The sequence below is a fragment of the Gordonia sp. QH-12 genome, assembly GCF_001578675.1.
GTDB lineage: Bacteria > Actinomycetota > Actinomycetes > Mycobacteriales > Mycobacteriaceae > Gordonia > Gordonia sihwensis.
In genome coordinates this window covers 97,290-122,996 of sequence record NZ_KQ969286.1, presented here as the reverse complement: position 1 = coordinate 122,996, position 25,707 = coordinate 97,290, and the positions used below count along the sequence as shown (strand labels likewise).

Below are 25,707 nucleotides of genomic sequence, written 5' to 3'. Positions count from 1 at the left end.
GCGTCACAACTAGTTTGTTAGTCATGCCCGACACGAACGTCACACCGATGATCTCGATGAAGAACGTGCAGAAGCACTTCGGCGACCTCCATGTGCTCCGCGACATCGACCTGGAAGTGCCCCGCGGTCAGGTGGTGGTCGTCCTCGGCCCCTCCGGCTCGGGCAAGTCCACCCTCTGCCGGACCATCAATCGACTCGAGCCGATCGACAGCGGCGAGATCCGGGTGGAGGGCGAACTGCTGCCCGCGGAGGGCCGCGACCTGGCCCGGCTCCGCGCCGACGTGGGCATGGTCTTCCAGTCGTTCAACCTCTTCTCGCACAAGACGATCCTCGACAACGTGACGCTCGGACCGATCAAGGTGCGCAAGGCCTCGAAGGCGGATGCCCGCAAACGTGCGGAGGAACTGCTCGACCGCGTCGGCATCGCCGCTCAGAAGGACAAGTACCCGGCTCAGCTCTCGGGCGGTCAACAGCAGCGCGTCGCCATCGCCCGCTCGTTGGCGATGGACCCGAAGGTGATCCTGTTCGACGAGCCGACCTCGGCCCTGGACCCGGAGATGGTCAGCGAGGTCCTCGACGTGATGGTCGCCCTCGCCAAGGAGGGCATGACGATGGTGGTCGTGACGCACGAGATGGGCTTCGCCCGCAAGGCCGCCGACCGCGTGATCTTCATGGCCGACGGTCAGATCGTCGAGGACACCGATCCCGAGACGTTCTTCACCGCGCCGAAGTCCGACCGTGCGAAGGACTTCCTGTCGAAGATCCTGGGAGGCTGACATGGCGACCACTTCCCTCAGACGCCCGTCACGCCGACGCCGCGCACTGCCGGCGCTGATCCTCGCGATCGCCCTGACACTGCCCGCCGTGGCCGCGTGCGGCAGCACCGAACCGCGCGACCTCGTCGAGTCGATCAAGTCCGGCAAGGTCGTCCTGGGCACCAAGTACGACCAGCCCGGGCTCGGTGTGCAGCAGCCCGACGGTTCGGTGGTCGGTTTCGATCCGTCGGTCTCCGAGTACGTCGTCGACCACATCGCCGACCGGCTCGGCGTACCGCATCCGGAGATCACCTGGCGCGAGACACCCTCCGCTCAGCGCGAGACCCTCATCGGCAACGGTGAGGTCGACATGATCGCCGCGACGTACTCGATCAACGAGGCGCGCGCGAAGAAGGTGGCCTTCGCGGGCCCCTACCTCGTGACCTACCAGGGGCTCCTGGTCCGCAAGAATGACTCGTCCCTGAACTCGCTGATGGACCTCAACAACGGCAAGAAACTGTGCTCGGTGAGCGGTTCGACACCGGCGCAGAACGTGAAGGCTCAGCTGCCGGGCGTCCAGCTCCAGGAGTACGACTCCTACTCCTCGTGCGTGGAGGCGCTGCGCCGTGACAAGGTCGACGCGCTCACCACCGACGAGACGATTCTGGCCGGGTACGCCAACCGCTACCCCGGCGAGTTCAAGCTCGTGTCGATGACCTATCCCAAGGACGCCTGCGTCGGCGGGAAGCTCAAGAAGAAGGGCCAGCCGTTCTCGACCGAGCGCTACGGCATCGGCATGGCGAAGAACTATCCCGACTCGGTCGCGAAGGTCAACGAGGCGCTCGAAGCGATGCTCGCCCCGCTGCCCGGCTCCGACCAGTCCGTCTGGAGCCGGGATCTCCGCGACGCGCTCGGCAACGAGACGATCGATTCGTGGATCGCCCGCGCCGACGCGCCGGGATCGCAGTACAAGCTCTTCCCGGACGTCGGGAATCTCGACTTCCTCACCTCCCCGTCGACGCCCTGCGAAGGAGATGCGTAGATGTCCGACCTATGGCAGAGCATGGGTCCGCAGATCTGGCCCGCGTTCTGGATCACCATCAAACTCACTGTCTATTCGGCGATCGGCGCACTGATCTGGGGTGTCCTGCTGGCCGCCATGAAGGTCTCGCCGGTTCCGGTGATGCGCGGCTTCGCGACCGTGTACGTGAACGTCGTGCGCAACACCCCGCTCACCCTGATCGTGCTCTTCTGCTCCATCGGCCTGTACCAGAACCTCGGTCTCACGCTGGCGACGGAGAGCTCGAACTTCATCGCCACCAACAACTTCCGGCTCGCGGTGCTCGCGTTCGTCCTGTACACGGCGACGTTCGTCTGTGAGACCCTCCGCGCCGGGTTCAACACCATTCCGATCGGACAGGCCGAAGCCGCTCGATCGCTCGGGCTCACCTTCACCCAGGTTCTCGGACTGATCATCCTGCCGCAGGCGCTGCGCACCGTCATCGCGCCGCTCGGATCGGTGCTGATCGCGCTCACCAAGAACACCACGATCGCCTCGGTGATCGGCGTCGCGGAGGCCTCACTGCTCATGAAGTCCGAACTCGAGACCCACGGCGACCAGATCCTGCTGATCTTCGCCATCATCGCCATCGGATTCATGATCATCACCCTCGCGGAGGGTGCGGTCTTCGGATGGGCCGCCAAGCGATGGGCGGTCAAGCGATGAGCGATCAGTCGACCGTCCTCTACGACGCGCCCGGGCCGCACGCCCGGCGCCGCAACCTGATCACCGCGGTCGTCTTCGTCGTGATCCTGATCGCGATCGCCGCGTACATCATCAAAGTGCTGGCCGACAACGGCCAGTTCGAATCGGACATGTGGCGACCGTTCACCGTCGCCGGGACCTGGACCACCTGGCTGCTGCCGGGTCTGTGGGGAACGATCAAGGCGGCGTTCGCCTCGATCATCCTGGCGCTGGTGGTCGGTACGCTGCTCGGCATCGGACGATTGTCGGACCACCGGGCGGTGCGTGCCGTCTGCGGTCTGATCGTCGAGGTCTTCCGTGCGATCCCGGTCCTGATCCTGATGTTCTTCGCGTACTACCTGTTCGCCAAGTACGCGGTCGTGCCGTCGTCACAGCTCTCGTTCGCCGCCGTGGTCTTCGGTCTCACCCTGTACAACGGCTCGGTGATCGCGGAGATCCTGCGGGCGGGAATCCAGTCGGTTCCCAAAGGACAGTCCGAAGCCGCCCTGTCGATCGGCATGCGCAAGTCGCAGATGATGCGGATGATCCTGCTGCCGCAGGCGGTGACCGCGATGCTGCCCGCGTTGATCTCGCAGATGGTGATCGCGCTGAAGGACAGCGCTCTGGGCTACGCCTTCGGATACATCGAGGTGGTGCGGTCGGGCATCGTCTCGGCGTCGTACTGGGGCAACTACCTGCCGTCACTGCTCGTGGTGGCGGTGATCATGATCGCGATCAACTTCTGTCTGACGGGCCTGGCGAACTACCTCGAACGCCGTCTGCGCAGCGGCCGGCGCCGGACCGCGGCTCCCGATCCGGATGTCGCCGATCTGGAAGCGATGGAGAACATCCCCGGCTTCACCGGTATCGGCCGGTGAAGCCGGGAGTCAGGCGGAGTGTCGAGCGCGGTCGAGGACTTCCTTGACCACCGATCCGACCATCTCCGGCGGATAGCCGCGGCGACCCAGGGCCCCTGCGAGCCGCCGATACGCCTTGGCCCGGATCTCGCGGTCACCGAGTTGTTCGCCGGAGACGTTCAGCTTCTTCTCCGCGAGCCGGACGGCGATCTCCCGCTCGTCCTCGGGATCGATCTGGTCCAGTGCCTGCGCCGCGGTCTCATCGTCGATCCCCTTGGTCCGCAGTTCGCGTTTGAGAGCCAGCCGCCCGCGACCGGAGTGCGCATGCCGCGATCGAACCCATTCGGCGGCGAAGTCGGCGTCGTCGAGCAGCTTCCACTCGTCGAGCCGGCGCAAAGTCTGCTCCACCTCGTCCGGGGTGAAGCCGCGTGCGTTCAGACGGTCACGCATCTCCGCCCGGCTCCGGGCCCGGGTCCCCAGGAGCCGCAGCGCAGCATCCCAGGGCGACGGGCCGGACCGGGCCGCCGTATCGTCGGACATAGGTGGATCAGAAGTCGACGGGCTCGGGGGCGATCTCGTCGGCGTCCGCGGCGGGACGACCGATGCCGAGCTTGTCCTTGATCTTGCTCTCGATCTCGTTCGCGACATCGGGATTGGCGATGAGGAACTTACGGGCGTTCTCCTTGCCCTGCCCCAGCTGATCGCCCTCGTAGGTGAACCACGAACCCGACTTGCGGATGAAGCCCTCGGCCACGCCGAGATCGATCAGCGAACCCTCGCGGCTGATGCCGTGCCCGTACAGGATGTCGAACTCCGCCTGCTTGAACGGCGGCGCCACCTTGTTCTTGACGACCTTGACGCGCGTCCGGTTGCCGACCGCGTCCGTGCCGTCCTTGAGCGTCTCGATCCGCCGGACGTCCAGTCGCACAGACGAGTAGAACTTGAGGGCCTTGCCGCCGGTCGTGGTCTCCGGCGAACCGAACATCACACCGATCTTCTCGCGCAACTGGTTGATGAAGATCGCGGTGGTGTTGGAGTTGTTGAGACCGGAGGTCATCTTGCGCAGGGCCTGGCTCATGAGCCGTGCCTGCAGTCCGACGTGGCTGTCGCCCATCTCGCCCTCGATCTCCGCCTTGGGCACGAGCGCCGCCACCGAGTCGATCACCAGGATGTCGAGCGCACCCGAGCGGATGAGCATATCCGCGATCTCCAGTGCCTGTTCTCCGGTGTCCGGCTGCGAGACCAGCAGCGCGTCGATGTCGACACCCAGCTTCGCCGCATACTCGGGATCGAGTGCATGTTCGGCGTCGATGAACGCGGCGATGCCGCCTGCGGCCTGAGCGTTCGCGACGGCGTGCAGGGCGACGGTGGTCTTACCCGAGGACTCCGGGCCGTAGACCTCCACGATCCGGCCGCGCGGGAGGCCGCCGATGCCGAGTGCGATGTCGAGGGCCACCGAGCCGGTCGGGATGACCTCCATCGGCGGGCGGGCGTCCTCACCCAGACGCATCACCGAGCCCTTGCCGAAATTCTTGTCGATCTGAGCCAGCGCCAGATCCAGTGCCTTCTGCCGATCAGTCACGGGTGCCATCGGTCTCTCCTCCGGGTGCTCTGCTGTATTGGAACGTTGCTGTGGATACGAACGTCTTCCGCTTTCGTGACCACACGGTAGGAGACGGGTGTGACATTTCCGCCCGGGCCCGTTCGTACGGTCATTAAATTGGACGCACCAGAGCGCGCTCCGGTTCCATTACAGGATAGCGAACAGATGTTCGACGGCAATCCGACACGCCGGATCCGGCGATCACCAGCGTTCCGGCGGTACGTCGAATTCGCGGCAGAGTGCCCGCCACACCAGCTTCGGATCCACTCCCTGCTCGATGGCCTCCCGGCCCGTGCGGCCGCCCAGTTCCATCAGCACCAGATCGGTCAGCAGACCGTCGGCCCGCTTTCTGCCGAACTCTGCCTCGGTGAGTTCGGCGAACTCCGTCAGACGCATGGTTCCATTCTCCACGATCGCCGGACCGCCGCCACCGACGGTCCGGACGTGCAGGTGTTCACCTCGGCCCGGTCCATCGCCGATACGCGGCGTGCGCGACCCGCACCGGATCGACGACGCCCGAGACGGTGGCGGCGACCCGCCGGGCGGCGTCGGCGTGACGCCGATCGTCCAGCACTCCGGCGATCGCCTCCGCCAGTGCGGCGGTGGTGGCCGGGCGCACCAGCCGTCCGCAGCCGATCCGCGCGACCCGGTTGGCGAGCTCCCACTGATCACCGCCGCCGGGCACGGTCACCACGGGCACTCCCGCGAGCAGCGACTTCGCGAGCATGCCGTGACCGCCGCCACAGATCACCAGGTCGGCGTCCGGGAGGAGTTCGTCCTGACGGCCCGTCGCCGCGACCAGCCGGTCGGGCAGCACCTCGGCATGCGGTGGCTGCAGGGCGGAGTACACCACCCGCAGCGGTCGCGTGGACTGCAGGTCGGCGAGCGCGGCCAGTGCCGCGGCGCCGAGATCGCCCGCCCCCGTGGCCGCCGTGGACGGCGCGACCACCACGAGCGGGCCGTCGCCCTCGGGCCGAACGAAACAGTCGTCGGTCGGTTCGAACAGCAACGGTCCGATCAGGTGGGTGCGCTCAGGCCAGTCCGGGCGGGGAACCTCCAGTCCGGGCAGGGTCGCGACGAATCGTGCGAGGGGCGTCGACTCATCCGGGAGGCCGATGCTCCGTCGGGCGCCGCGGCGCTGCCGACGGCCCTTGGCCACAGCGGGTGCGGCGCTCGCACGCAGGAGCGCGTCGCGCAACCGCCCGCCGATTCCCTCGCCGGCGGCCAGTCCCGCGCCGATCGGCGGCAGGCCGGCCGACTGCTCGTAGAGCGGATGCGGCGAGAGCTCGATCCAGGGCAGACCGACCAGCTCGGCCGCCCAGGCCCCGGCCACCGTGATGACGTCGCTGACGACGAGGTCGAATCCGCCGGTCGCCAGTTCCGGAGCCAGGGCCGTCGCCATCCGCGCGGCCCGTACGCTCAGTTTGGCTCCGGCATCGTCATCGTCCTCATCGGGCAGAGCCGCCAGTCCCGGCAGCGGACGCACCTCGAGGCCCCGGCGCGCTGCCGCCGCGGTCCACCGCTCACCGGTGTAGACGACCACGCGGTCGCCTGCCGTACGCAGCGATGTGGCCAGGCCCAGCGCCGGAAATGCGTGTCCGGCGTCGGACCCGGCCACGATCGCGATGCGCAACGGGCCCGTCTCGGACCCGTCGTCACGGCTGCCGGAACTGTCGAGGGTGCTCAGTTCTGTTCCGGGGTCTGCGGGGCGGGCGCAGCGCCGCCCTGCTCCACCTGGCCCGCCGGGGCGCCCTGTGCGCCGGCGGTCTGCCCCGGCGCGAGCGATCCACCGTTCATGCTGGCCCGGATCTGCTCGAGCCGGGCGTGGCCGGCGAGCTGGACGCCCGCGGCCTCCACCTCCTGCATGCGTCCGGCGACGGTGCCCTTGGCGAGCTCGGCCGACCCCAGGGCATTGGCGTAGCGACGCTCGATCTTGTCGCGCACCTGCTCGAGGTTCGGCGTGTTGCCGGGAGCCGAGAGCTCGCTCATCTGGTTCAGCGAAGCACTGACCTGCTCCTGCATCTTCGCCTGTTCGAGCTGGCTCAGGAGCTTGGAGCGTTCGGCGAGCTTCTGCTGCAGCGCCATGGCGTTGCGCTCGACGGCCTGCTTGGCCTGCGCTGCGGCCTGCAGAGACTGATCGTGCAGCACCTTGAGGTCTTCGACGTTCTGCTCGGCCGTCACCAGCTGCGCCGCGAAGGCCTCGGCGGCGTTGGTGTACTCGCCCACCTTCGCACTGTCACCGGCGGCCGCGGCCTGGTCGGCGAGCGTGAGCGCCTGGCGCGCATTGCCCTGCAGCTTCTCGATCTCCTCGAGCTGGCGGTTGAGCCGCATCTCGAGCTGCCGCTGGTTGCCGATGACCGCCGCCGCCTGCTGGGAGAGCGCCTGGTGCTGCCGCTGCGCGTCCTCGATCGCCTGCTGGATCTGCACCTTCGGATCGGCGTGCTCGTCGATCTTCGAATTGCCCAGCGCCATCATGTAGTTCCAGAACTTCACAAACGGATTGGCCATCGGTCTTCCAAACTCCTCGTTGCGCGGGTCGCGTCGTCGTTCGATCGATCACGCGGCGGCAAGTGCCGCGGGCACACCCGCGTCGTCCACCGAATCTTCCTGGGGGGCAATGACTTCGACAAGGCTATCGGACGCTCCGACGGGCCGGCCCGCCGGCTGCATCAGGCCCGCGACCTGGAAGAGCACCTCGCCGATCGGCACGTCGAGCGCCTCGCAGATCGACGCCAGCAGCTCGCTGGAGGCCTCCTTCTGCCCGCGTTCGACCTCGGAGAGGTAACCGAGCGACACCCTCGCGTCGGTCGAGACTTCACGCAATGTGCGTCCCTGACCGTTCCGAACACGGCGCAGCTCATCGCCGATCGCCTCACGCAAGAGCAGAGTCACGCGCGGACCTCCTCACGATTCTCCAGGAGCCCGGGGGTCGGGCCGTCGATTCCATCAATAGCCTGTGCCGTCGACCCTAGCCGAATTCCCGACCGACCGCCGCCGACATACCGCACGCCGCGGCGCTCCCGCGCACGCCCGGCACACTCGGATCTCAACGCCGTGGGCCCCTGGTCTATTCCGCGCCGCGGCGCAGCACGACGGCCCGCCAGACGTAGTCGAGTCCGGTGACCACCGTCGCGACCAGCGCGGCTGCCATGATCGCCCACGCGGCGGTGTGCCACGCTCCCGAGAGCGGCAGCACGAACAGTCCGATCGCCACCGACTGAAGCAGGGTCTTGAGCTTGCCGCCCCGGCTGGCCGGGATCACTCCGTGGCGCAGCACCCAGAAGCGCAGCAGCGTCACTCCGATCTCCCGCGCCAGAATCACCCCGGTGACCCACCAGGGCAGCTCCGCCAGGATCGACAGGCCGATCAGTGCCGCGCCGATGAGCGCCTTGTCCGCGATCGGATCGGCCATCTTCCCGAAGTCGGTGACCAGGTTCATGCCGCGCGCCAGGCGGCCGTCGAGCTGGTCGGTGAACGCGGCGACCGCGAAGACCACGAAGGCCGCGATCCGCCAGCTCACCGATTCCCCGTCGTCGACGAAGAGCAGGACCACGAACACCGGGACCAGGACGATGCGGAACACCGTCAGTGCGTTGGCGATGTTCACCACGGGCACCGGGGCCGCATCCTCGCCGAACACACGGCGCACAGGCTCAGTCACGTGATCAAGCCTAACGTCACGCTTTTCTCAGACTCCCGAAGGGCGCGCTCGGACCTGCGGCTACTCTCGATGGCATGCTGAGCGAACAACCCGATTCCCGCACCGGCGAGCCCTCATCGGTCCTCGTCCGCCGTGCCCGGACATCGGATGTTCCCCGCATCAAGGAACTGATCGACATCTACGCCGGCAAGATCCTGCTCGACAAGAACCTGGTCACCCTCTACGAGTCGGTCCAGGAGTTCTGGGTCGCCGAAAACGGCGGAGAGGTGGTCGGTTGCGGCGCCCTGCACGTGATGTGGTCGGACCTCGGCGAGGTCCGCACGGTCGCCGTCGACACCGCGCACGCCGGTCGCGGCATCGGGCACAAGATCGTCGACCGGTTGATGGATGTGGCCCGCGAACTCGAATTGGAGCGGGTCTTCGTCCTCACCTTCGAGACGCAGTTCTTCTCCCGGCACGGCTTCGTGGAGATCGACGGCACCCCGGTCTCCCGCGAGGTCTTCGAGGAGATGTGCCGGTCGTACGACACAGGTGTCGCCGAGTTCCTCGATCTCAGCTTCGTCAAACCCAACACCCTCGGAAACACCCGGATGCTCGCGCATCTGTGACCGCCACGGAAGGACATCGGACATGGCCGGCTTCTTCGCCGTCGAATACACCTACGCCCCGGAGGCCGCGGCGGTGCGGGACCGGTTCCGGCCCGAGCACCGGACCTGGCTGAGTGCACAGCACGAGGCCGGCCGTCTCCAGTTCGTGGGTCCGTACTCCGACGGCAGCGGCGCGCTCCTGATGATCACGGCCGACGACGCCGACGCCGCTCGCGACCTGCTTGCGCAGGACCCGTTCGCGCGCGAGTCGGCCGTCGCCGCCGTCTCCGTCAAAGAGCTGACGCAGGTCTTCGGCCCCTACTGACGCGAGGGTCGGACGTCGGCCGCGTCGCGACTGCGCTTGCGGCTGACCACCAGGCTGGCCACCGTGGTCGCCAGCAGGGTGCCGCCGATGATGCCCAGCGACAGAGGAGTGCCGATCTCCGGCACCGGAACGGACTCGCCGCCGTTGATGAACGGCAGCGTGTTCTCGTGGAGCGCGTGCAGGACCAGCTTCACGCCGATGAAGGCCAGGATCAGCGACAGACCGTACGAGAGGTAGATCAGCCTGTCGAGCATGCCGCCGAGCAGGAAGTAGAGCTGCCGCAGACCCATCAGCGCGAAGGCGTTGGCGGTGAACACCAGGTACGGCTCCTGGGTGAGTCCGTAGATCGCCGGAATGGAGTCGAGGGCGAACAGCACGTCGGTGAAACCGATGATGATCAGCACCACCAGCAGCGGGGTGATGTAGCGCTTGCCGTCGATCTTGGTGGTGAGACGGTCACCGTCGTAGACGTCGGTGGCGCGGAACCACTTCTTGACGAACCGTTCGAGGCGGCTCTCGCGCTCGCGTTCGTGCACGGCGGGCTCGTCGCTCTCCTTGAGCAGCTTCACCGCCGTCACGAGCAGGATGAGCCCGAACAGATAGAACACCCAGCTGTAGGCGTTGATGGCGGCGGCGCCGACCGCGATGAAGGCGCCGCGCATGACGAGCGCCATCACGATGCCGAGGAGCAGCACCTTCTGCTGGTAGACGCGCGGTACGGCGAACGACGTCATGATGACCACGAACACGAACAGGTTGTCGACCGAGAGCGCCTTCTCGGTGACGTAACCGGCGAAGTACTCGCCGCCGTAGGTTCCGCCCCATTTCCACCAGACGAATCCGCCGAACAGGACGGCGATGCCGATGTAGACCGCCGACCAGAATCCGGACTCGCGGAGCGTGGGCTCATGCGGGGTACGGACGTGGGCGAAGAAGTCGAAGACGAACAGGCCCAGGATCACCGCCCCGGTGACCAACCAGGTCACGACAGTGGCATTCATGAATTCCTCCAACACGTAGCACGAAGCGACGATGCTGGAGGTCTCTCCCACCGGCGGCGCCGGCGGCGGCCCCGGGAGCGGTGCACGGCATCCGATCCGCGGATGCCGCACCACCGTTCCGTACTGACGGGAACGCCTGCGAGGCGGGGATACTCCCCTCCAAGATCTCCGTCAGTTTAACGGATCGGCGTCCTCGCCGCCTCCCCCGGTGATCGAGGCGATGACACCGGCGAGGTCCTCGGGCTTGACCAGGACCTCGCGGGCCTTCGATCCCTCGCTGGGGCCGACGATGCCGCGCGTCTCCATCAGGTCCATCAACCGGCCTGCCTTGGCGAATCCGACGCGCAGCTTCCGCTGGAGCATCGACGTCGAACCGAACTGGCTCGACACCACGAGCTCGATGGCCTGCAGCAGATCGTCGAGATCGTTGCCGATGTCGGCGTCGATGTCCTTCTTCTCGCCGGCCTTGGCCGTCGTGACGCCTTCGGTGTAGTCCGGTTCGGACTGCTCGCGGGTGAACTCGACGACGGCCGAGATCTCCTCGTCGGTGATGAACGCGCCCTGCATGCGGATCGGCTTGTTCGCACCCATCGGGAGGAACAGACCGTCGCCCATGCCGATCAGCTTCTCCGCCCCCGGCTGGTCGAGGATCACCCGGGAATCGGTCAGCGAACTGGTGGCGAAGGCCAGTCGGCTCGGGACGTTCGTCTTGATCAGGCCGGTGACCACGTCCACCGACGGTCGCTGCGTGGCGAGGACCAGGTGGATGCCCGCGGCACGCGCCTTCTGCGTGATGCGGACGATCGCCTCCTCCACGTCACGCGGCGCCGTCATCATCAGATCGGCGAGCTCGTCGACGATCGCGACGATGTACGGGTACGGCTTGTACACCCGCTCCGATCCGAGCGGAGTGGTGATCTCACCCGATCGGACCTTGGCGTTGAAGTCATTGATGTGCCGCACCCGGGACGCCTTCATGTCCTGGTAGCGCTGCTCCATCTCCTCCACCAGCCAGGCGAGCGCGGCCGCCGCCTTCTTCGGCTCGGTGATGATCGGTGTGATCAGATGCGGAATGCCCTCGTACGGCGTGAGTTCCACCATCTTCGGATCGATGAGGATCATCCGCACCTCTTCGGGTGTGGCGCGGGTCAGCAGCGACACGAGCATCGAGTTCACGAAGCTCGACTTGCCCGAACCGGTGGAACCCGCCACCAGCAGATGCGGCATCTTCGCGAGGTTGGCGCTCACGAAGTCGCCCTCGATGTCTTTGCCGAGACCGATGACGAGCGGATGATTCTCCTTGCGCGTCGTCGGCGCCGCGAGGACGTCCGAGAGGCGCACCATCTCACGGTCGGAGTTCGGCACCTCGATGCCGACCGCCGACTTGCCCGGGATCGGCGCCAGCAGACGCACGTTGTCGGTGGCGACGGCGTAGGCGATATTGCGCTGCAACTGGGTGATCTTCTCGACCTTGACGGCCGGGCCCAGCTCCACCTCGTACCGCGTCACCGTCGGACCCCGGGTGTATCCGGTGACCGCGGCATCGACCTTGAACTGCTCGAGCACACTGTTGATGCGGTCGATCATCTCGTCGTTGGCAGAGGTCCCCAGCTTGGCGGGCTCGCCCTGCACCAGCAGGTCGGCCGGCGGCAGGAGATATCCCGATTCGGGGTCCTGATCGAGGAACGAACCGCCCGACGGCGCTGCGGGAGGAGCGGTCGTGACCGGCTTGCGAGCGGTCGCCGGTGCGGGAGCCGGCCGGCGGCGCGGGCGCGCCGCGGGAGTCGGCTCGTACGACTCGTGGTCGTCGGCGTCGAAGGCATCGCTGTCGAGAGCACCGGAGTCGAGAGCGCCGCCGTCCAGACCGTCGTCGCCGAGGACATCGCTGAGGTCGCCCAGCGGCGCGGTCGGATTGTCGTCGACGGGAACGTCGAAGGAAGGCTCCCCCGCCCCGGACCGGCGTGCGGACGCCGGCAGCGGCGCGTCGATCAACGGCTCGGTCAGCAGATCGGCCATGTGCGAGTCGCGGTCCTGCCCGGCGGTCCTGCGCCTGCGCGGCGACGCACCGCCGGAGCGGGGACGGCGCCGCGTATCGGGCGGGTAGTTCCGGTACGGGTCGCCGTAGTCGATCGCCGCGTCCGGATCGGCACGGCGCTCGTCCGCCGCATCCGGCTTCGGCTCGTCGCCGTAGTCGTCCGGTCCGTACTCGTCGTACTCGTCGTCGGGCCCGTAGTCGTCGGGCCCGTAGTCGTCGTACTCGTAGTCGTACTCCGCCCCCAGGCCCAGGTAGTCCGACGTGGCGGCGACCACCTCGCCCAGTGTCCGTCCGCTGAGGGCGAGCACGCCGAAGGCGGCCAGAAGCAGGAACAGGGGGACGGTGACCCAGACCGTGACCGCGTTCGTCAGCGGCGAACCCAGTACGTAGCCGACGAAGCCCGCCGATCGGGCGCGGGCGTCGTAGCCGGTCGGTGCGCCGTGCATCAGGTGCGTGAGGGCGAGCACCGGAACTGCGATCAGCAACGTCCCCGCGACATTGCGCAGACGACGCTCCGGGTTGGCCGGAAACCGCATCACCAGCACCGCGACGGCGACCAGGAACACGGGGACGCCGTAGGCGAGCGCGCCGAAACCCGCCCGGACGAGCGTGTCGACGAATGCCCCGACCGGCCCCAGTGCGGTGAACCAGACGCCGAGCGCGACCAGCGCTGCGGCGAGTGTGAGAGCCAGACCCGCGCTGTCGCGTCCCTGCGACGGCGCCTCGTCCCGGTGAGCACCGATGCGTGCGACGCCGCCCAGACCGCGTGCGGCGAGGTTCCAGGTCGCCGCTGCGGCCCGGCCCATCCCCCGCGCCACCGACGACCGTTCCGCCGGCCGGCGCTTGAGATCCTGCGAGTGCGCCGGGCGGCGCGCGGTTCCGGCCCGGTCTGCGGGCGGCTTGCGCGCACCGCCGCGGCCGCCCTGTCCGGACTTGGGCCGTGCCGTCGCCGTGGCCCGAGTCCCCCCACGTGAGGCGCCGCTGCGCGACCGGCCGCCGGCCGACGACTTCGGCTTCCCCGAAGTCTCGGATGAGCGGCTGCGCGTTGATGCATTGGAAGCCATGGCCTCCAGCCTAATGCCCGCCAATCACATCAGTCACACTGGCAACACCGCAGAGATCACGGTCGTGTCGATTTCGTGACCGGTTCACAACGTCCGGTGGGCACTGCGCAGGCTCGCTATCGCTGCCGGAGAACCGGAGAACTCCACGTCGACCGGTGCACGGCCGAACGCGAAGAGCAGCAGTTCCCCGACCGAGCCGGACACTCCCACCGGCTGGCCGCGGCCCACGCTCATCACCTCCCGACCGTCCCCGGTGCGCAGGGTGGCCCGCACGGGAGAGCCCGCCATGATCCGGCGTCCCACCGTCCGCAGCGGAAGCTCTAGAGCCCGCTCGAGATCCGGCGACACCTGCCGCGGCAGGAACGGACCGGCCGGATCGGCGCCCCCGCGCAGCACGTCCTCGTGATGAACGAACATCTCGGCGAGGTTGAGGAAGCGGTCGGCCACCCGGAACGGCGAGTACCAGGGCGGCCCGTCCGACAACATGGCCAGCAGCTCGTCCCAGGGCTTGTCGGCGTAGCTGTCGGCGACGGCAGCGGTGTGTCCGGCCAGCGGGCCGATGAAGATGCCCGCTGTCGCATCGAGCCTGCGTTCCCGCAGGATCAGGTGGATCGCGAGATCACGGTTGTCCCAGCCCGCACACAGCGTGGGGGCGTCGGGCCCCGTCCGGCGCATCGTCTCGACGAGCGCCGCCCGCTCGGATCGGGCGAGATTCACCGCCGCTCCCCCACCGCGATGACGGTCGGGACGATCATCGGCCGGCGCCGGTACTTCTCAGCCACCCATCGACCCACCGCGCGCCGCACGCCCTGAGCGATCCGGTGTGTGTCGGTGACCCCTTCGTTGGCCAGTTCGACGAGCGCCTTGTTCACCAGTTCGGCGGCGTCGTTCAGGGCGCCGGGATCGTCGGAGAAGCCGCGGCCGGACACCGTCGGCTTGCTCACCGCGGCACCCGTCGACGCGTCCACCGCCACCGAGATGGAGATGAAGCCGCCTTCGCCGAGCACGAGGCGGTCCGAGAGCGTCGATTCCCCGACGTCGCCGACCGAGAGTCCGTCGACGTAGACGTATCCGACCGGCACGCGGCCGGTGATCCTGGCGCGTCCGTCCACCAGGTCGACGACCACTCCGTCCTCGGCGAGGACGATCCGGTCGGCGGGAACCCCTGTGGCCTCGGCGAGCGCGGCATTGGCGCGCAGGTGGCGCCATTCACCGTGCACGGGCATGGCATTCGACGGGCGCACCGCGTTGTAGAGGTACAGCAACTCGCCCGCGGAGGCATGGCCGGAGACGTGGACCTTGGCGCTGGCCTGGGTCACCACGGTGGCGCCGCGCTTGGCGAGACCGTTCACCACGGCGAACACGGAGTTCTCGTTGCCCGGGATCAGCGACGACGCGAGGACCACGAGGTCGTCGGCGCGGATGTTGATCTGGCGGTGCTCACCGCGAGCCATGCGCGAGAGGGCCGAGAGCGGCTCTCCCTGCGAGCCGGTGGAGATGAGCACCAGCCGGTGGTCGGGCAGGGTGGCCGCGGTGTCCATGTCCACCACCACGCCGTCCGGCACCGTGAGGTAACCGAGGTCTTGCGCGATCTGCATGTTCCGGACCATCGACCGGCCGACGAAGGTCACGCGCCGACCGTGCCGGTGTGCCACGTCGACGATCTGCTGGATCCGGTGGACGTGGCTCGCGAAGGAGGCGACGATCACGCGCTGGCGGGCCTTGCCGATGACGGTGTCGAGGACGCCGCCGATCTCACGCTCGGGGGTGACGAAACCGGGGACCTCGGCGTTGGTCGAGTCCACCAGGAACAGGTCGACGCCCTCGTCGCCGAGTCTGCTGAAGCCGGCCAGGTCGGTGAGACGGTTGTCCAGCGGCAGCTGATCGAGCTTGATGTCGCCCGTGTGCAGGACCAGACCGGCCGGTGTACGGATCGCGACGGCGAGCGCGTCGGGGATCGAGTGGTTCACCGCGAAGTACTCGCAGTCGAATCCGCCGTGCGAGAGGCGATCGCCCTCGGCCACCTGGACCAGCTTCGGCCGCAGGCGGTGTTCGCGGCACTTGGCCGCGACCAGTGCGAGCGTGAACCGGGAACCGACGATCGGGATGTCGCCGCGGAGCTTGAGCAGGAAGGGCACTGCGCCGATGTGGTCTTCGTGGCCGTGCGTCAGGACCACTGCTTCGATGTCCTCGACGCGGTCTTCGATGTAGCCGAAGTCGGGCAGGATCAGGTCGACGCCGGGCTGCTGGTCCTCGGGGAAGAGCACGCCGCAGTCCACGACGAGCAGCTTGCCGTCGTACTCGAAGACGGTCATGTTGCGGCCGATCTCACCGATGCCGCCGAGCGCGACGACGCGGAGTCCGCCCTTGGGCAGCTTCGGCGGGGCGGGCAGCCGGTCGATGACGTCGCCCGTGACGCTCGATCCGGTGGCCGCGGCCACCTGCGGAGGCAGTTTCGCGGCGCCTGAATCGGCCGCCCGCGCCTTGTTCGGGTGGTCGGCGGGCGGGCCCGCCTTGCGTGAGGCCCGCCGACGACCGCCGCCCTTGCGGCCGCCCCCGTCGGCGTTGCCGTTACCGCTGTTGTCGCCGGCGGTGTTGTTGCTGTTGTCGGCCATCAGGAGATCACCTCGGCTGCGCGCAGATCCGTGATGAGTGCTTCGATCTGGGCGGGTTCGGCCGCGACCTGCGGCAACCGCGGATCCCCCACTTCCAGACCGGTGATGCGCAGGGCCGTCTTGACCATGCACACTCCGCCGAGCCGACCCATCGCGTCGACCAGCGGTGCCATCGAGTCGGCGAGCCGGCGCGCCTGCGCGAGGTCGCCGGCGAGCACGGCGGCCCGCAGATCGCGGAGCCGGCCCGGCACGAGATGGCCGATGACGCTGACGAAACCGGTGGCGCCGATCGACAGCCACGGCAGGTTCAGTGCGTCCTCCCCGGACAGGTACTCCAGGTCGGTGGCCGCCAGGATCTTCGACGCCGCATGCAGATCGCCCTTGGCGTCTTTGACGGCTTTGATGTTGGGGTGCTCGGCGAGGCGCAGGATGGTCTCGGTCTCGATCGGGATCACCGACCGCGGCGGGATGTCGTACAGCATCACCGGCAGACTCGACGCGTCGGCGATGGTGCGGAAGTGTGCTAGGACACCCGACTGGGGCGGCTTGCTGTAATACGGGGTGACGATCAGCACGCCGTCCGCGCCGATCTCCTCCGCTTCGCGGACGCGCCGCGCCGACTCGGCGGTGTCGTAGCTGCCGGCCCCGTGGACGACCTTCGCGCGGTCGCCGACCGCGTCGAGCGCGACCCGCAGAAGGTCGTTCTTCTCCTGCACCGTGGTGGTCGGCGACTCACCGGTGGTGCCGTTCACGACGATGGCGTCACAGCCCCCGTCGACCAGGTGAGCGGCCAGCTCCGCGGCTTTGTCGAGATCGACCTTCCCCTCCCGAGTGAAGGGGGTCACCATTGCCACCGAAACCGTCCCGAACGGGTGTTCCGCAATTCCTGCGTCAGCCGAGTTCATGCCGCTCAGGCTACCGTCTGACGGGCCGATCGCCGCGCTCAGCCCTCGAATACGAAGGGCGAGGTCGCGACTTCGGTTCCGTCGGCGAGTTCGCCGATTTCGAAGTCCCCGAACGCCGTCGGTGCCACCTCGCGGAGCCGGCGCAGGCATTCCACGGCCAGCTGGCGGATCTCGACGTCCGCGTGCTCGGTCGCCCGCATTCCGATGAAGTGGCGCCAGGCCCGGTAGTTGCCGGTCACGACGATCCGCGTCTCCGTCGCATTCGGCAGCACCGAGCGGGCCGCCTGTCGGGCCTGCTTGTGCCGCAGGATCGCATTCGGGACGTCGGCGAACTTGGCCTCGAGCTCGGCCAGGAGGTCGGCATAGGCGCGCCGCGCCGCGTCGGTCGCTTCGACGAACAACTCCTCGAGGCGCTCGTCACCGCGGATCGCCGGCGGCGCGACCACGTTGGAATCGTGTTCGGGGACGAAGCGCTGCGAGAGCTGCGAGTAGGAGAAGTGGCGATGACGGATCAGCTCGTGCGTGCACGACCGGGAGATCCCGGTGATGTAGAAGGTGCACGTGGCGTGTTCGAACAACGACGTGTGGCCCACCTCCAGGACGTGACGCAGATAGCCGGCGTTGGTGGCGGTGCGCGGATTCGGCTTGTGCCAGCTCTCGTAGCAGGCGCGACCGGCGAACTCGATGAGGGCCTCACCACCGTCGGCGTCGGTATCCCAGTCCACCTCCGGCGGCATGAACTGCGTTGCCGCGACCAGCTGGACCTTCAGCGGCACTAATTCGGACACGTCGCAACTCCTCGGCACTGCAGCGGCTCATGACGGGCTCTGCGGGTCATGGCACCCGGACAGCCTCGAGCCTCGATTGTCTCGCATCCGGTTCGTCCTGCGGCATCCGGGCCGGTGGTGCATCATCGGTCCAGTGAGCTCTTCGATCCGCCGCCGTCGCCTCGCGGCCCTCGCCCTGTCCGCCGCCCTGTCCGTCACCGCCCTGTCCGTCACCGTGGTCGTTCCGACGGCCTCCTCTCCGGCCCTGGCCGCACCTGCCGCCGCATCACCGGTGGCCACGGCCGCCGTCACGAACTCGGCGATCACGCCCGGACGGGAGATCGGGCTGGAGGGGACGATCAACACCAGGACGCTCGAGGGCTATCGCGCCGCCGACGGTCGGCATGTCAACGGACTCGTGCTGCGGAGCGACAATCTCTCGCGGCTCACCGCATCCGACATCTCAGCGCTGCGCGCCCGCGGTCTGGCGACGGTGATCGATCTGCGGACCGGTATCGAGCGGGCAGTCCAACCCGACCGTCGCGTGCCCGGCACGCGCCAGGTGAGTGCGGACGTCCTCGGACAGGTGTCGCCGCTGAGTCTGATCGACGTCGCGTCGGCGTATCCGGAATTCGTCACCGACGCCAACGCGCGCGCTCAGCTCCGCACGGCCGTCCTCGAGATCGCGAAGACGGCGAAGACCGGCCGGACCACGCTTTTCCACTGTTCGGCGGGCAAGGACCGCACCGGCTGGGTGGCGGCCGTCCTGCTGACCGTCCTCGGTGTCGACCGCGCGACGATCGAGGCGGACTATCTCGCCTCCAACCACTATCGGCGTGCATCGGCCACCGACCCGATCAACGGCGTGGACATCTCGATGCTGAACTCGGCCTTCGCGGCCGCTGATCGCGTCTACGGCTCGATGGACGGCTACCTCCGCAAGGGGCTGCGCCTGACGGATGAGGACGTCGACTCGCTCCGGAGCAGCCTGCTGAGCTGAGGCCCCGGTGGCCGGCGCGGCGCGTCAGCCGCGGACGATGGCGCCCAGCTTCGCGTAGGTGTCCTGCCAGCCGTGGACGGCGACCGCGTCGATGCCGAGTTCAGCCACCGGACGGTCGTTGCCGCCCTCGTCGAGACGGTCGCCGAAGAACAGGATGTCGTCGGTGCCCAGGCCGAGGATCTCCATCAGACGGCGCGCCCCGTAGGCCTTGTCGATCCCCTTCGCCGTGATGTCGACCGACGTCGATCCGCCGCTGCGGACCTCGAGGTCGGGCAGCCGCTCGGCGGCGTACGCACGCAGCGACTCCTTCTTGCGCCCGTCCGGATCCCACGCCGCCTTCGCGTCGACCGGCGCGGACTGGCCGAGCGCGGAGAAGGTGACCTGACTGCCGCGGTCCTCCAGGATCGGGCCCCAGGTCTTCTCCTCCCAGAGCCCGAGCTCACGTGCGCCGGCCTCCACCACCCGCATGGCCTCGGCCTTCTGGTGGTCGGAGAGGTCCTCGGCGTACACCGTCTCCCAATCCCGGCCGGACCACCGGACGTAGCGGGTGCCGTTGGTGGGCATCAGGTGCAGGTTGCCGCGGTCCGCGAAGTCGCCGAGCCGGTCGAGGACCTGCGACTGGAATTGCCCGTACTGACCGCCGGAGATGATGCAGCCCATGCTTCCGGCGAGCAGTTCCCGGAACAGCCCGACCATCTCGTCGCTCATCGCGGTCTTCGACGGCGCCAGGGTGTCGTCGAGATCGAACATGACGAGTCGGTAGGTCTTGCCGTTGTGCGTGACGGACACGTGTCCACCCTTCCGTTAAGTGTGCGCGCAGAAGTGTAGCCGGGCGCCGGTCCCGGGCCGGTGCGGGTCAGTCCCCGGCGATGACCCAGTCGAAGGCCTGCGCCTTGGACCGCGCTCCCTGCGCGGCCTTCGACCGCGACCGTTCACCGAGTTCGGCGAGCAGCCGTTCACCCGCACGGACGAGGTCCGCGAGCACGGCCGGCGTCAGGTATCCGGGGCGAGTGGCGAAGAGGAGGTCCTCACTCGCGGTGTTGCCGCTGGCGCCGGGAGCGAACGGGCAGCCGCCGAGTCCGCCGAGCGCACCGTCCACCAGTCGGGCGCCGCCGTCGGCGGCGGCCAGCGAGTTCGCGACGCCCATCCCCCAGGTGTCGTGTCCGTGGAAGACGAGCCTGCGTTCGCCCGCGCCGACGGTCGCGAACAGGTCGCGCACCTGATCGGGGTGGGCCTGGCCGAGCGTGTCGGCGAGCACCACGTCGTCGGCGTCCGCCGTGCGCGGGTCGGCGACGATGCCGCGGACACGATCCGGGTCCACCGGACCGTCGAACGGGCAGGTGAACGCGGTGGCCAGACAGAGTTGGATGCGGCCGCCCGCCTCCTTGGCCGCCGCGACGGCTCGCGGCATGGCGGCGATGCTGTCCTCGGCGGACCGGCCGATGTTCGCCTTGTTGTGCGCGTCCGACACCGACAGGCAGTACTGAAAGTTCCGGACGCCCGCCGCGGCGGCCTTCTCGACGTGTCTCGGGGTGGCGACCCACACCCAGCAGCGGTCGAGTTCGTCCGGCGTCAGTTGCGCGACGATGTCGAGGGTGCCCGCCATCGGCGGAACCAGATCGGGTCGCGCCATCGAACCGATCTCGAGTTCGGGCACACCCGCCGCCAACAGGGTGCGTGCCAGTGCCACGCGGACTTCGACGTCGAGCACCTTGCCGGTGAGCTGCAGTCCGTCACGCAGGGTCACGTCCCGGAGGGCGACCTGCGAATAGTCCGTGGCTCCGGAGGCCGACTGCGCGCTCATCGCCGTCCTCCCAGAAAACGCGCGCGGATCTCGTCGGTGTGCTCACCCAGGTCGGGGCCGACCGAGCGGATCGGCAGCGAGGTCTCGCCGAGTACCGGGACGATGCCCGGGAACGCGACCCGGCGCGGCTCGGGGCCGCCGGCGTCGACGTCGAACTCCTGAATCATGTTCCGTGCGCGGTACTGCTCGTCCGCGACGATGTCGGCGGCGGTGTAGATCGGGCCCGCGGGGACGGCCGCGTCGTCGAGCACGGCGAGCACCTCGTCGCGCGACCTCGCGCCGGTCCACTCCCCGATCGCCGCGTCGATCTCGTCGCGCCGCCGCCACCGGCCGTCGTTGGTGGCCAGATCGGGGTCGTCGGCGAGATCGTCGCGGCCGATCGCTCTCATGTAGCGGGGGAAGATCGCATCCGCGTTGCCCGAGATGACGACGGAACTGCCGTCCCGGCAGAGATAGCCGTTCGACGGTGCGATGCCCTCCATGCGTCCGCCGGTCCGTTCTCGCTTCACCCCGTACGCCCCGAGGTCGGGCACCAGCGACTCCATCATCGAGAAGATCGCCTCGTTCAGGGCGACGTCGACGATCCGATCGGCCAACGGCAGTCCGGGCTCACCGTCGCCGCCGCGGTTCTCGTCGCGCCTGCGCAGACGCTCGTAGAGCGCCATCACGGCGCCGAAGGCTCCGTAGAGTCCAGCGATCGAATCCCCGATCGAGACCCCGACGCGCACCGGCGGCCGATCGGGGTCGCCGACCAGTTCGCGGAACCCGCCGTAGGCTTCGGCGACCGCCGCGAAGCCCGGCCTTTCCGAATAGGGGCCGGTCTGACCGAACGCGGAGATGCGGACGAAGATCAGGTCCGGGTTCGCCTCGCTGAGCGCCTCGGGGCCCAGCCCCCATCGCTCCAGAGTCCCGGGACGGAAGTTCTCGAGAACCACATCGCAGTGCGCGGCAAGGCTTTTGACGTCCTCGCGCCCCTGTTCGGTCTTGAGGTCGAGCACCACGGACTTCTTGTTCCGGTTGATCGTCCGGAACAGCATCGACGTCTCGCCGTCGTACAGGCGCCAGTTGCGGAGTTCGTCGCCGGTCTCACGTTCGATCTTGATGACCTCGGCGCCGAAGTCGGCCAGCATGCGCCCGGCGGTCGGCGCCGCGATGTAGTTGCCGAGCTCGAGCACCCGGACCCCGTCGAGCGGCAGCCTCCGCTGGTGTTGTGGAGAGTTCACGCCTGCCAGCCTATTAGCCGGGGGCGGCTTCGGAGCGCAAGGCGGGACCGAGGTCGCCGCGTCCGGTGACCTCCACCCGGTCGAGGCCGCGCCAGTCGGCCAGCGCCGCCAGGTCGACGGCCAGCGACCGCGCGACCCGCGCGGTGTCGGCGCCCGGCTCCGCGTGTGCCGAGAGCACCCGGAGGACTCCCGCGGCGCGGTCGGCTTTGAGGTCGACGCGAGCCGTCAGTTCCTCGTCCATAAGATACGGCAGCACGTAGTATCCGTGCACCCGTTTGTGTTCGGGTACGTAGATCTCGATCCGGTAGCGGAAGCCGAAGAGCCGCTCGGTGCGCGGGCGGTAGAACACCAGCGGATCGAAGGGCGACAGCAGCGTCGAATGCGGTACTCGGCGCGGCAGCCGCGCGTCGCGGTGCAGATAGGCCGGCTCGCTCCAGCCGTCGACCCGCACCTGCGCCACCACTCCGGCGTCGACGAGGTCGCCCAGCACATCGCGGACCTCGGCGGTCCGCAAGCGGTAGTAGTCGGCCAGGTCGGCCGCCGTCGCGACCCCGTGCGCGGCCGCGGCGCGGGACACCAGCTCGCGGTGCGCATCTCGCCGGCCGACCGTGACACCGACGCGCTCGGCGCCGACGACGCGCTCGGCGAGGTCGTAGTGCCGGTGGAAGTGCGGGCTCCGCACCGCCGACAGCGAACCGGCCGCGAACATCGCCTCGCACAGATGCTTCACCTCACCGCGCATCCACCAGGAGCCGCGCTCGGCCGGAGCCCGCGTGATGCCGAGCGCGTCCTCGATCTCGCGCGGGGTCATCGCACCTTGATCGGTGATCACGGCGAGCACGTCGGCCGCACGGGACCTGTTGCGCTGCAGCACCTCTCGCGTATGGCGGTAGCGGCCGTCGCGGTACTCGTCCATCCGCCAGCCGAACAGCGGCCAGTCGTCGACCGGAACCAGGGCCGCCTCGTGTGCCCAGTACTCGGCGAGCAGCCGCGGGCTCCGCGCCCTCGGGCGCCAGGCCGCGCCGTCGAGAAGCCCGTCACGATACGCTCCGAGCCGGCTGAACGCGGGGAGGTAGTGCGCTCGCGCGAGGACGTTCACCGAGTCGAGCTGAAGCAGCCGTGTGCGGCTCAGCACTCGTCGCAGATGTCTACGGGTCGGCTCGCCCGCCGGCGGCGGATCCGCGAATCCCTGCGCCGCAAGGGCGATGCGGCGGGCCTGCGCCACCGAGAGTTCGGCGCGCATCGCCGTCATCAGTGTACGGCGTCGAGGGTGATGTACACCGCGGTGCCCTCGTCCGTGGACTTCGCGACAGCCGTGCCGGTGCGGTCGACGCCCTCGAGCCGGATCCCGATCGGCGCCGGTCCGGGATCGAAGTTGCGCCACCAGTTCTTCTTGTCCGGCATCGCGACGCCGACGATCACCTCGTCGGCGCCGCGGCGGCGGTATGCGACCGGCAGCGAGAACTGCTTCCCACTCCGCCGGCCGGTGTAGGTGATCTCGGTCATCGATCTCGACAGCATCCCACCGACCACGGGCGCCCTCAGAATCGGGGCCACCAGCCTGTTGACACCGTGCGCGACTCGCTGAAACGTGTTCATCTCGACGAGCCTAACCGCGCCGCGCCCGCGCGTCAGCCGGCGGCGTTGATGCGGACCATGTTCCCGGCGGGGTCGCGGAACGCACAGTCCCGCGGCCCCCACGGCTGATCGATCGGCTCCTGGAGCACTTCGGCTCCGGACGCGGAGACCTTCTCGAAGATCGCATCGAGATCGTCGGAGCGGAACACGATCGGCGGCATCATGCCCTTGGCGACGAGACGGTGGATCGCCTCGGCGTCCTCGGGCGAGCGGCCGCCTCCGGGCTGCGACAGCACCACCTCGACCGACGGCTGATCGGGCAGGCGCAGGGTGACCCAGTGGTGGTCGCCGTTGGCGACGTCGCGCGTCACCTCCAGACCGAGGGCGTCGCGGTAGAAGCCGAGTGCGGCGTCGATGTCGTCGACGGTGATGGGACAGTAGGTCAGTTCGATGTTCGTCATGCGGACAACGCTAGAGGTCCCGCCGTCGCCGTGCTTCTCGAAAACTGCTCGGTTCCCACGGCCGTGCTCCTCGGGGCGTCAGCCGAACGGCATCGGACGCGCGAGGATCTTGGTCATACACGACGGCAGCCCCTCGAGAGGCTCGTGCGAGCGCGCCCGGTAGGCGCTGGGCGTCTCCCCCGTCAGGCGCCGGAACGTGGAACTGAACGAGCCGAGCGAGGTGAACCCGACCTCGACGCACGCATCGGTGACGCTCATACCGGACCGGAGCAGCGCCATCGCCCGTTCCACCCGCCTCGTGACCAGGTAGCCGTACGGGGTCTCGCCGTACGCGATCTTGAACTCCCGGCTGAAATGCGCCGTGGACATCAGCGCCCGGCGCGCCATCGTCGGCACGTCGAGGGGTTCGGCGTATTCGCGATCCATCAGGTCCCGAGCGCGACGGAGGTGGGCGAGCGTCTCCGGAGACTGCGGGGTGGACGGACCGGGCATGTCAGCGCACCCTCCCGGCGATGACCGTCACCGGCCATCGCACGACGCGGCGGTCGTCGCCCCAGCGCGGCGCGAGGTCGGCGGCGAGTGCGTCGACGAGCCCGCCGGCATCGGCCTCGCCGGCGCGGCGGACCGCGGACCAGGTGCCGAGGTAGCCGACGAACTCCTCGAGCGTCCACGATCGTTCGATGGTGACCGCCGGTGTGTCGAGACGCTCGAACGGGAACTCCAGCTCGGCGTAGCCGTTGTCGACGTGCCGGCGCTCGGACGGCCAGTAGGGTCCGATCTCCTCGCGGTAGAACGTCCCGAACCGGTCCGCCAGATCGTCGTCGAGCACGAGGACCCCGTATGTGATCAAGGCCAGCACTGCGTCGTCGACCGCGATCCGGCGCACCTCGCCGTAGAACGCGCTCAGATCGAACCAGTGCGCGGCCTGCGCGGCCGTGACCAGGTCCGCGGTGTGGTCTTCGACTGCGAGGTGCTCGGCCGCACAGACGCGGTAGTCGATGTTGCCCGCGGTCACCGCGTGATGAATCTGCTCGCCCGCCGGATCGAGTCCGACGACGCCGGTGAAGCGCTCGGCCAGCAGCGCGGTGAGCTGGCCGGTTCCGCAGCCGACGTCGACCGCGCGGCGAGTGTCCGGCGCCGCCGAGGCGAGGGCGTCGACCAGTGCGACCGGGTACGTCGGCCGATAGCGGGCGTAGTCGTCACCGCCCGCGCTGAACCACCTCACCGTCGCCGGTAGTCGATGAACCGGTACAGCGTGCCGGTCGACGAGTACAGCCACTCGCCGACGGTCACCGACTCCCATCGGTCGGGATCCACGACGGGTGCGAAGGCGTCGGCGCCGTCCACCAGCACGTCGATCTCGGTGACCCGCAGGTGTGTGGCCCGGTCGATGGCCGCGGCGTAGATCTCCCCGCCGCCGATCACCGCGGCCGCCTCGCCCGCCGCGTCGAGCGCCGCCTCGAGGCCGGCGACGATCTCGGCACCGTCGGCGCGGTAGTCGCGCGCCCGCGTGATCACGATGTTGCGCCGCCCGGGCAGCGGACGCACCGCGGTCGGCAACGACTCCCAGGTCTTGCGACCCATGATCACGGTCGAGCCGCCGGTGATCTCCTTGAAGCGCCGCATGTCCTCCGGGACGCGCCACGGGATCACGCCGGCGCGGCCGATGGCTCCCGCGCGGTCCTGCGCCCACACCAGGGTGATTGTCATGTCCGCTCCGTT

The 25,707-nt window shown here is 68.8% G+C and carries 29 protein-coding genes; 7 read left to right on the top strand and 22 right to left on the bottom strand.

Features of this window, described 5'->3' with window-relative positions:
- Positions 1 to 47: 47 nt before the first annotated feature.
- From Y710_RS06365 to Y710_RS06350, 4 genes are read left to right on the top strand one after another with little or no spacing between them, the layout of a single operon-like run.
- The gene (locus tag Y710_RS06365; RefSeq protein ID WP_045540090.1) at positions 48 to 776 is read left to right on the top strand and encodes an amino acid ABC transporter ATP-binding protein; all 729 of its coding nucleotides are present in this window, start codon (positions 48 to 50) and stop codon (positions 774 to 776) included.
- 1 nt (position 777) lies between these two features.
- A complete protein-coding gene (locus Y710_RS06360) occupies positions 778 to 1,797 on the top strand; it encodes a glutamate ABC transporter substrate-binding protein (protein WP_006896265.1) in 1,020 nt (339 codons plus the stop codon).
- Positions 1,798 to 2,481 carry an amino acid ABC transporter permease gene (locus tag Y710_RS06355; RefSeq protein ID WP_006896264.1) on the top strand — a complete coding sequence of 228 codons (684 nt, stop codon included), beginning with the start codon at positions 1,798 to 1,800 and terminating at the stop codon, positions 2,479 to 2,481.
- Positions 2,478 to 3,377, top strand: coding sequence for an amino acid ABC transporter permease (locus Y710_RS06350; protein ID WP_006896263.1), 900 nt, complete (start codon positions 2,478 to 2,480; stop codon positions 3,375 to 3,377). Before Y710_RS06355 ends, Y710_RS06350 begins: the two co-directional genes overlap by 4 nt.
- A gap of 9 nt (positions 3,378 to 3,386) precedes the next feature.
- On the opposite strand, the gene Y710_RS06345 is transcribed toward Y710_RS06350, so the two are convergent.
- The 7 genes from Y710_RS06345 to pgsA form a co-directional block, all read right to left on the bottom strand.
- Positions 3,387 to 3,896, bottom strand: coding sequence for a regulatory protein RecX (locus tag Y710_RS06345; protein ID WP_006896262.1), 510 nt, complete (start codon positions 3,894 to 3,896; stop codon positions 3,387 to 3,389).
- A 7-nt stretch (positions 3,897 to 3,903) separates the two neighbouring features.
- Positions 3,904 to 4,947, bottom strand: a complete 1,044-nt coding sequence (recA, locus tag Y710_RS06340; RefSeq protein ID WP_006896261.1) for a recombinase RecA — start codon at positions 4,945 to 4,947, stop codon at positions 3,904 to 3,906.
- A 213-nt stretch (positions 4,948 to 5,160) separates the two neighbouring features.
- Positions 5,161 to 5,355, bottom strand: coding sequence for a DUF3046 domain-containing protein (locus tag Y710_RS06335; protein ID WP_006896260.1), 195 nt, complete (start codon positions 5,353 to 5,355; stop codon positions 5,161 to 5,163).
- Between the two features lie 58 nt (positions 5,356 to 5,413).
- Positions 5,414 to 6,592 carry a glycosyltransferase gene (locus Y710_RS06330; protein ID WP_006896259.1) on the bottom strand — a complete coding sequence of 393 codons (1,179 nt, stop codon included), beginning with the start codon at positions 6,590 to 6,592 and terminating at the stop codon, positions 5,414 to 5,416.
- A gap of 50 nt (positions 6,593 to 6,642) precedes the next feature.
- Complete coding sequence (locus tag Y710_RS06325) at positions 6,643 to 7,467, bottom strand: PspA/IM30 family protein (RefSeq protein ID WP_006896258.1); 825 nt, start codon at positions 7,465 to 7,467, stop codon at positions 6,643 to 6,645.
- A gap of 48 nt (positions 7,468 to 7,515) precedes the next feature.
- Positions 7,516 to 7,851 (bottom strand): helix-turn-helix domain-containing protein, encoded by a 336-nt coding sequence (locus Y710_RS06320; protein ID WP_006896257.1) that lies wholly within the window; start codon positions 7,849 to 7,851, stop codon positions 7,516 to 7,518.
- Positions 7,852 to 8,026: 175 nt separating this feature from the next.
- Positions 8,027 to 8,620: a CDP-diacylglycerol--glycerol-3-phosphate 3-phosphatidyltransferase gene (gene pgsA, locus Y710_RS06315; RefSeq protein WP_006896256.1), complete on the bottom strand. Its 594-nt coding sequence runs from the start codon at positions 8,618 to 8,620 to the stop codon at positions 8,027 to 8,029.
- Positions 8,621 to 8,694: 74 nt separating this feature from the next.
- Between pgsA and Y710_RS06310 the strand changes: the two genes are divergently transcribed.
- The gene (locus Y710_RS06310; RefSeq protein WP_006896255.1) at positions 8,695 to 9,228 is read left to right on the top strand and encodes an amino-acid N-acetyltransferase; all 534 of its coding nucleotides are present in this window, start codon (positions 8,695 to 8,697) and stop codon (positions 9,226 to 9,228) included.
- Between the two features lie 22 nt (positions 9,229 to 9,250).
- Positions 9,251 to 9,532 (top strand): YciI family protein, encoded by a 282-nt coding sequence (locus tag Y710_RS06305; protein ID WP_006896254.1) that lies wholly within the window; start codon positions 9,251 to 9,253, stop codon positions 9,530 to 9,532.
- Here Y710_RS06305 and Y710_RS06300 read toward each other — a convergent pair.
- The 6 genes from Y710_RS06300 to thyX form a co-directional block, all read right to left on the bottom strand.
- The gene (locus Y710_RS06300) at positions 9,526 to 10,533 is read right to left on the bottom strand and encodes a TerC family protein (protein ID WP_006896253.1); all 1,008 of its coding nucleotides are present in this window, start codon (positions 10,531 to 10,533) and stop codon (positions 9,526 to 9,528) included. The two genes, Y710_RS06305 and Y710_RS06300, sit on opposite strands and share 7 nt — an antisense overlap.
- Before the next feature lie 171 nt (positions 10,534 to 10,704).
- Positions 10,705 to 13,632: an FtsK/SpoIIIE family DNA translocase gene (locus Y710_RS06295; RefSeq protein WP_169317714.1), complete on the bottom strand. Its 2,928-nt coding sequence runs from the start codon at positions 13,630 to 13,632 to the stop codon at positions 10,705 to 10,707.
- 84 nt (positions 13,633 to 13,716) lie between these two features.
- Positions 13,717 to 14,349 carry a TIGR03085 family metal-binding protein gene (locus Y710_RS06290; protein WP_006896250.1) on the bottom strand — a complete coding sequence of 211 codons (633 nt, stop codon included), beginning with the start codon at positions 14,347 to 14,349 and terminating at the stop codon, positions 13,717 to 13,719.
- Entirely contained in the window at positions 14,346 to 16,247 is a 1,902-nt protein-coding gene (locus tag Y710_RS06285) for a ribonuclease J (protein ID WP_006896249.1), read from the bottom strand. The genes Y710_RS06290 and Y710_RS06285 overlap by 4 nt, the downstream gene beginning before the upstream one ends.
- Positions 16,247 to 17,152 (bottom strand): 4-hydroxy-tetrahydrodipicolinate synthase, encoded by a 906-nt coding sequence (gene dapA / locus Y710_RS06280; RefSeq protein WP_006896248.1) that lies wholly within the window; start codon positions 17,150 to 17,152, stop codon positions 16,247 to 16,249. Before dapA ends, Y710_RS06285 begins: the two co-directional genes overlap by 1 nt.
- A 38-nt stretch (positions 17,153 to 17,190) precedes the next feature.
- Positions 17,191 to 17,940 (bottom strand): FAD-dependent thymidylate synthase, encoded by a 750-nt coding sequence (gene thyX, locus Y710_RS06275; RefSeq protein WP_006896247.1) that lies wholly within the window; start codon positions 17,938 to 17,940, stop codon positions 17,191 to 17,193.
- Between the two features lie 133 nt (positions 17,941 to 18,073).
- Here thyX and Y710_RS06270 point away from each other — a divergent pair, with 133 nt between their 5' ends.
- Positions 18,074 to 18,919, top strand: a complete 846-nt coding sequence (locus tag Y710_RS06270) for a tyrosine-protein phosphatase (protein ID WP_006896246.1) — start codon at positions 18,074 to 18,076, stop codon at positions 18,917 to 18,919.
- Positions 18,920 to 18,943: 24 nt separating this feature from the next.
- On the opposite strand, the gene Y710_RS06265 is transcribed toward Y710_RS06270, so the two are convergent.
- The 9 genes from Y710_RS06265 to Y710_RS06225 form a co-directional block, all read right to left on the bottom strand.
- Positions 18,944 to 19,708 carry an HAD-IIB family hydrolase gene (locus Y710_RS06265; RefSeq protein ID WP_045540388.1) on the bottom strand — a complete coding sequence of 255 codons (765 nt, stop codon included), beginning with the start codon at positions 19,706 to 19,708 and terminating at the stop codon, positions 18,944 to 18,946.
- 67 nt (positions 19,709 to 19,775) lie between these two features.
- Positions 19,776 to 20,723, bottom strand: coding sequence for a beta/alpha barrel domain-containing protein (locus Y710_RS06260; RefSeq protein WP_006896244.1), 948 nt, complete (start codon positions 20,721 to 20,723; stop codon positions 19,776 to 19,778).
- Positions 20,720 to 21,946, bottom strand: a complete 1,227-nt coding sequence (locus Y710_RS06255; RefSeq protein ID WP_006896243.1) for a CaiB/BaiF CoA transferase family protein — start codon at positions 21,944 to 21,946, stop codon at positions 20,720 to 20,722. Before Y710_RS06255 ends, Y710_RS06260 begins: the two co-directional genes overlap by 4 nt.
- Positions 21,947 to 21,959: 13 nt before the next feature.
- Positions 21,960 to 23,189, bottom strand: a complete 1,230-nt coding sequence (locus Y710_RS06250) for a winged helix-turn-helix domain-containing protein (protein WP_062366889.1) — start codon at positions 23,187 to 23,189, stop codon at positions 21,960 to 21,962.
- A gap of 8 nt (positions 23,190 to 23,197) precedes the next feature.
- Complete coding sequence (locus Y710_RS06245) at positions 23,198 to 23,545, bottom strand: nitroreductase/quinone reductase family protein (RefSeq protein ID WP_006896241.1); 348 nt, start codon at positions 23,543 to 23,545, stop codon at positions 23,198 to 23,200.
- Positions 23,546 to 23,577: 32 nt separating this feature from the next.
- On the bottom strand, positions 23,578 to 23,985 hold the full coding sequence (locus Y710_RS06240) for a VOC family protein (RefSeq protein ID WP_006896240.1): 408 nt from the start codon (positions 23,983 to 23,985) through the stop codon (positions 23,578 to 23,580).
- Positions 23,986 to 24,063: 78 nt separating this feature from the next.
- A complete protein-coding gene (locus Y710_RS06235; protein ID WP_006896239.1) occupies positions 24,064 to 24,477 on the bottom strand; it encodes a helix-turn-helix domain-containing protein in 414 nt (137 codons plus the stop codon).
- Between the two features lies 1 nt (position 24,478).
- Entirely contained in the window at positions 24,479 to 25,210 is a 732-nt protein-coding gene (locus Y710_RS06230; RefSeq protein ID WP_062366828.1) for a class I SAM-dependent methyltransferase, read from the bottom strand.
- The gene (locus Y710_RS06225; protein ID WP_006896237.1) at positions 25,207 to 25,695 is read right to left on the bottom strand and encodes a dihydrofolate reductase; all 489 of its coding nucleotides are present in this window, start codon (positions 25,693 to 25,695) and stop codon (positions 25,207 to 25,209) included. Before Y710_RS06225 ends, Y710_RS06230 begins: the two co-directional genes overlap by 4 nt.
- Between the last annotated feature and the right edge of the window lie 12 nt (positions 25,696 to 25,707).

Bases quoted from the DNA above. Each gene is read 5' to 3' on its own strand.
- Y710_RS06350 (WP_006896263.1), top strand. From the start codon at position 2,478: ATGAGCGATCAGTCGACCGTCCTCTACGACGCGCCCGGGCCGCACGCC.
- recA (WP_006896261.1), bottom strand. From the start codon at position 4,947: ATGGCACCCGTGACTGATCGGCAGAAGGCACTGGATCTGGCGCTGGCT.
- Y710_RS06345 (WP_006896262.1), bottom strand. From the start codon at position 3,896: ATGTCCGACGATACGGCGGCCCGGTCCGGCCCGTCGCCCTGGGATGCT.
- Y710_RS06310 (WP_006896255.1), top strand. From the start codon at position 8,695: ATGCTGAGCGAACAACCCGATTCCCGCACCGGCGAGCCCTCATCGGTC.
- Y710_RS06325 (WP_006896258.1), bottom strand. From the start codon at position 7,467: ATGGCCAATCCGTTTGTGAAGTTCTGGAACTACATGATGGCGCTGGGC.
- Y710_RS06365 (WP_045540090.1), top strand. From the start codon at position 48: ATGATCTCGATGAAGAACGTGCAGAAGCACTTCGGCGACCTCCATGTG.
- Y710_RS06240 (WP_006896240.1), bottom strand. From the start codon at position 23,985: ATGACGAACATCGAACTGACCTACTGTCCCATCACCGTCGACGACATC.
- Y710_RS06300 (WP_006896253.1), bottom strand. From the start codon at position 10,533: ATGAATGCCACTGTCGTGACCTGGTTGGTCACCGGGGCGGTGATCCTG.
- Y710_RS06295 (WP_169317714.1), bottom strand. From the start codon at position 13,632: ATGGCTTCCAATGCATCAACGCGCAGCCGCTCATCCGAGACTTCGGGG.
- Y710_RS06250 (WP_062366889.1), bottom strand. From the start codon at position 23,189: ATGCGCGCCGAACTCTCGGTGGCGCAGGCCCGCCGCATCGCCCTTGCG.
- Y710_RS06225 (WP_006896237.1), bottom strand. From the start codon at position 25,695: ATGACAATCACCCTGGTGTGGGCGCAGGACCGCGCGGGAGCCATCGGC.
- Y710_RS06260 (WP_006896244.1), bottom strand. From the start codon at position 20,723: ATGAGCGCGCAGTCGGCCTCCGGAGCCACGGACTATTCGCAGGTCGCC.
- Y710_RS06335 (WP_006896260.1), bottom strand. From the start codon at position 5,355: ATGCGTCTGACGGAGTTCGCCGAACTCACCGAGGCAGAGTTCGGCAGA.
- Y710_RS06355 (WP_006896264.1), top strand. From the start codon at position 1,798: ATGTCCGACCTATGGCAGAGCATGGGTCCGCAGATCTGGCCCGCGTTC.
- Y710_RS06360 (WP_006896265.1), top strand. From the start codon at position 778: ATGGCGACCACTTCCCTCAGACGCCCGTCACGCCGACGCCGCGCACTG.
- Y710_RS06285 (WP_006896249.1), bottom strand. From the start codon at position 16,247: ATGGCCGACAACAGCAACAACACCGCCGGCGACAACAGCGGTAACGGC.
- Y710_RS06245 (WP_006896241.1), bottom strand. From the start codon at position 23,545: ATGAACACGTTTCAGCGAGTCGCGCACGGTGTCAACAGGCTGGTGGCC.
- dapA (WP_006896248.1), bottom strand. From the start codon at position 17,152: ATGAACTCGGCTGACGCAGGAATTGCGGAACACCCGTTCGGGACGGTT.
- Y710_RS06305 (WP_006896254.1), top strand. From the start codon at position 9,251: ATGGCCGGCTTCTTCGCCGTCGAATACACCTACGCCCCGGAGGCCGCG.
- Y710_RS06235 (WP_006896239.1), bottom strand. From the start codon at position 24,477: ATGCCCGGTCCGTCCACCCCGCAGTCTCCGGAGACGCTCGCCCACCTC.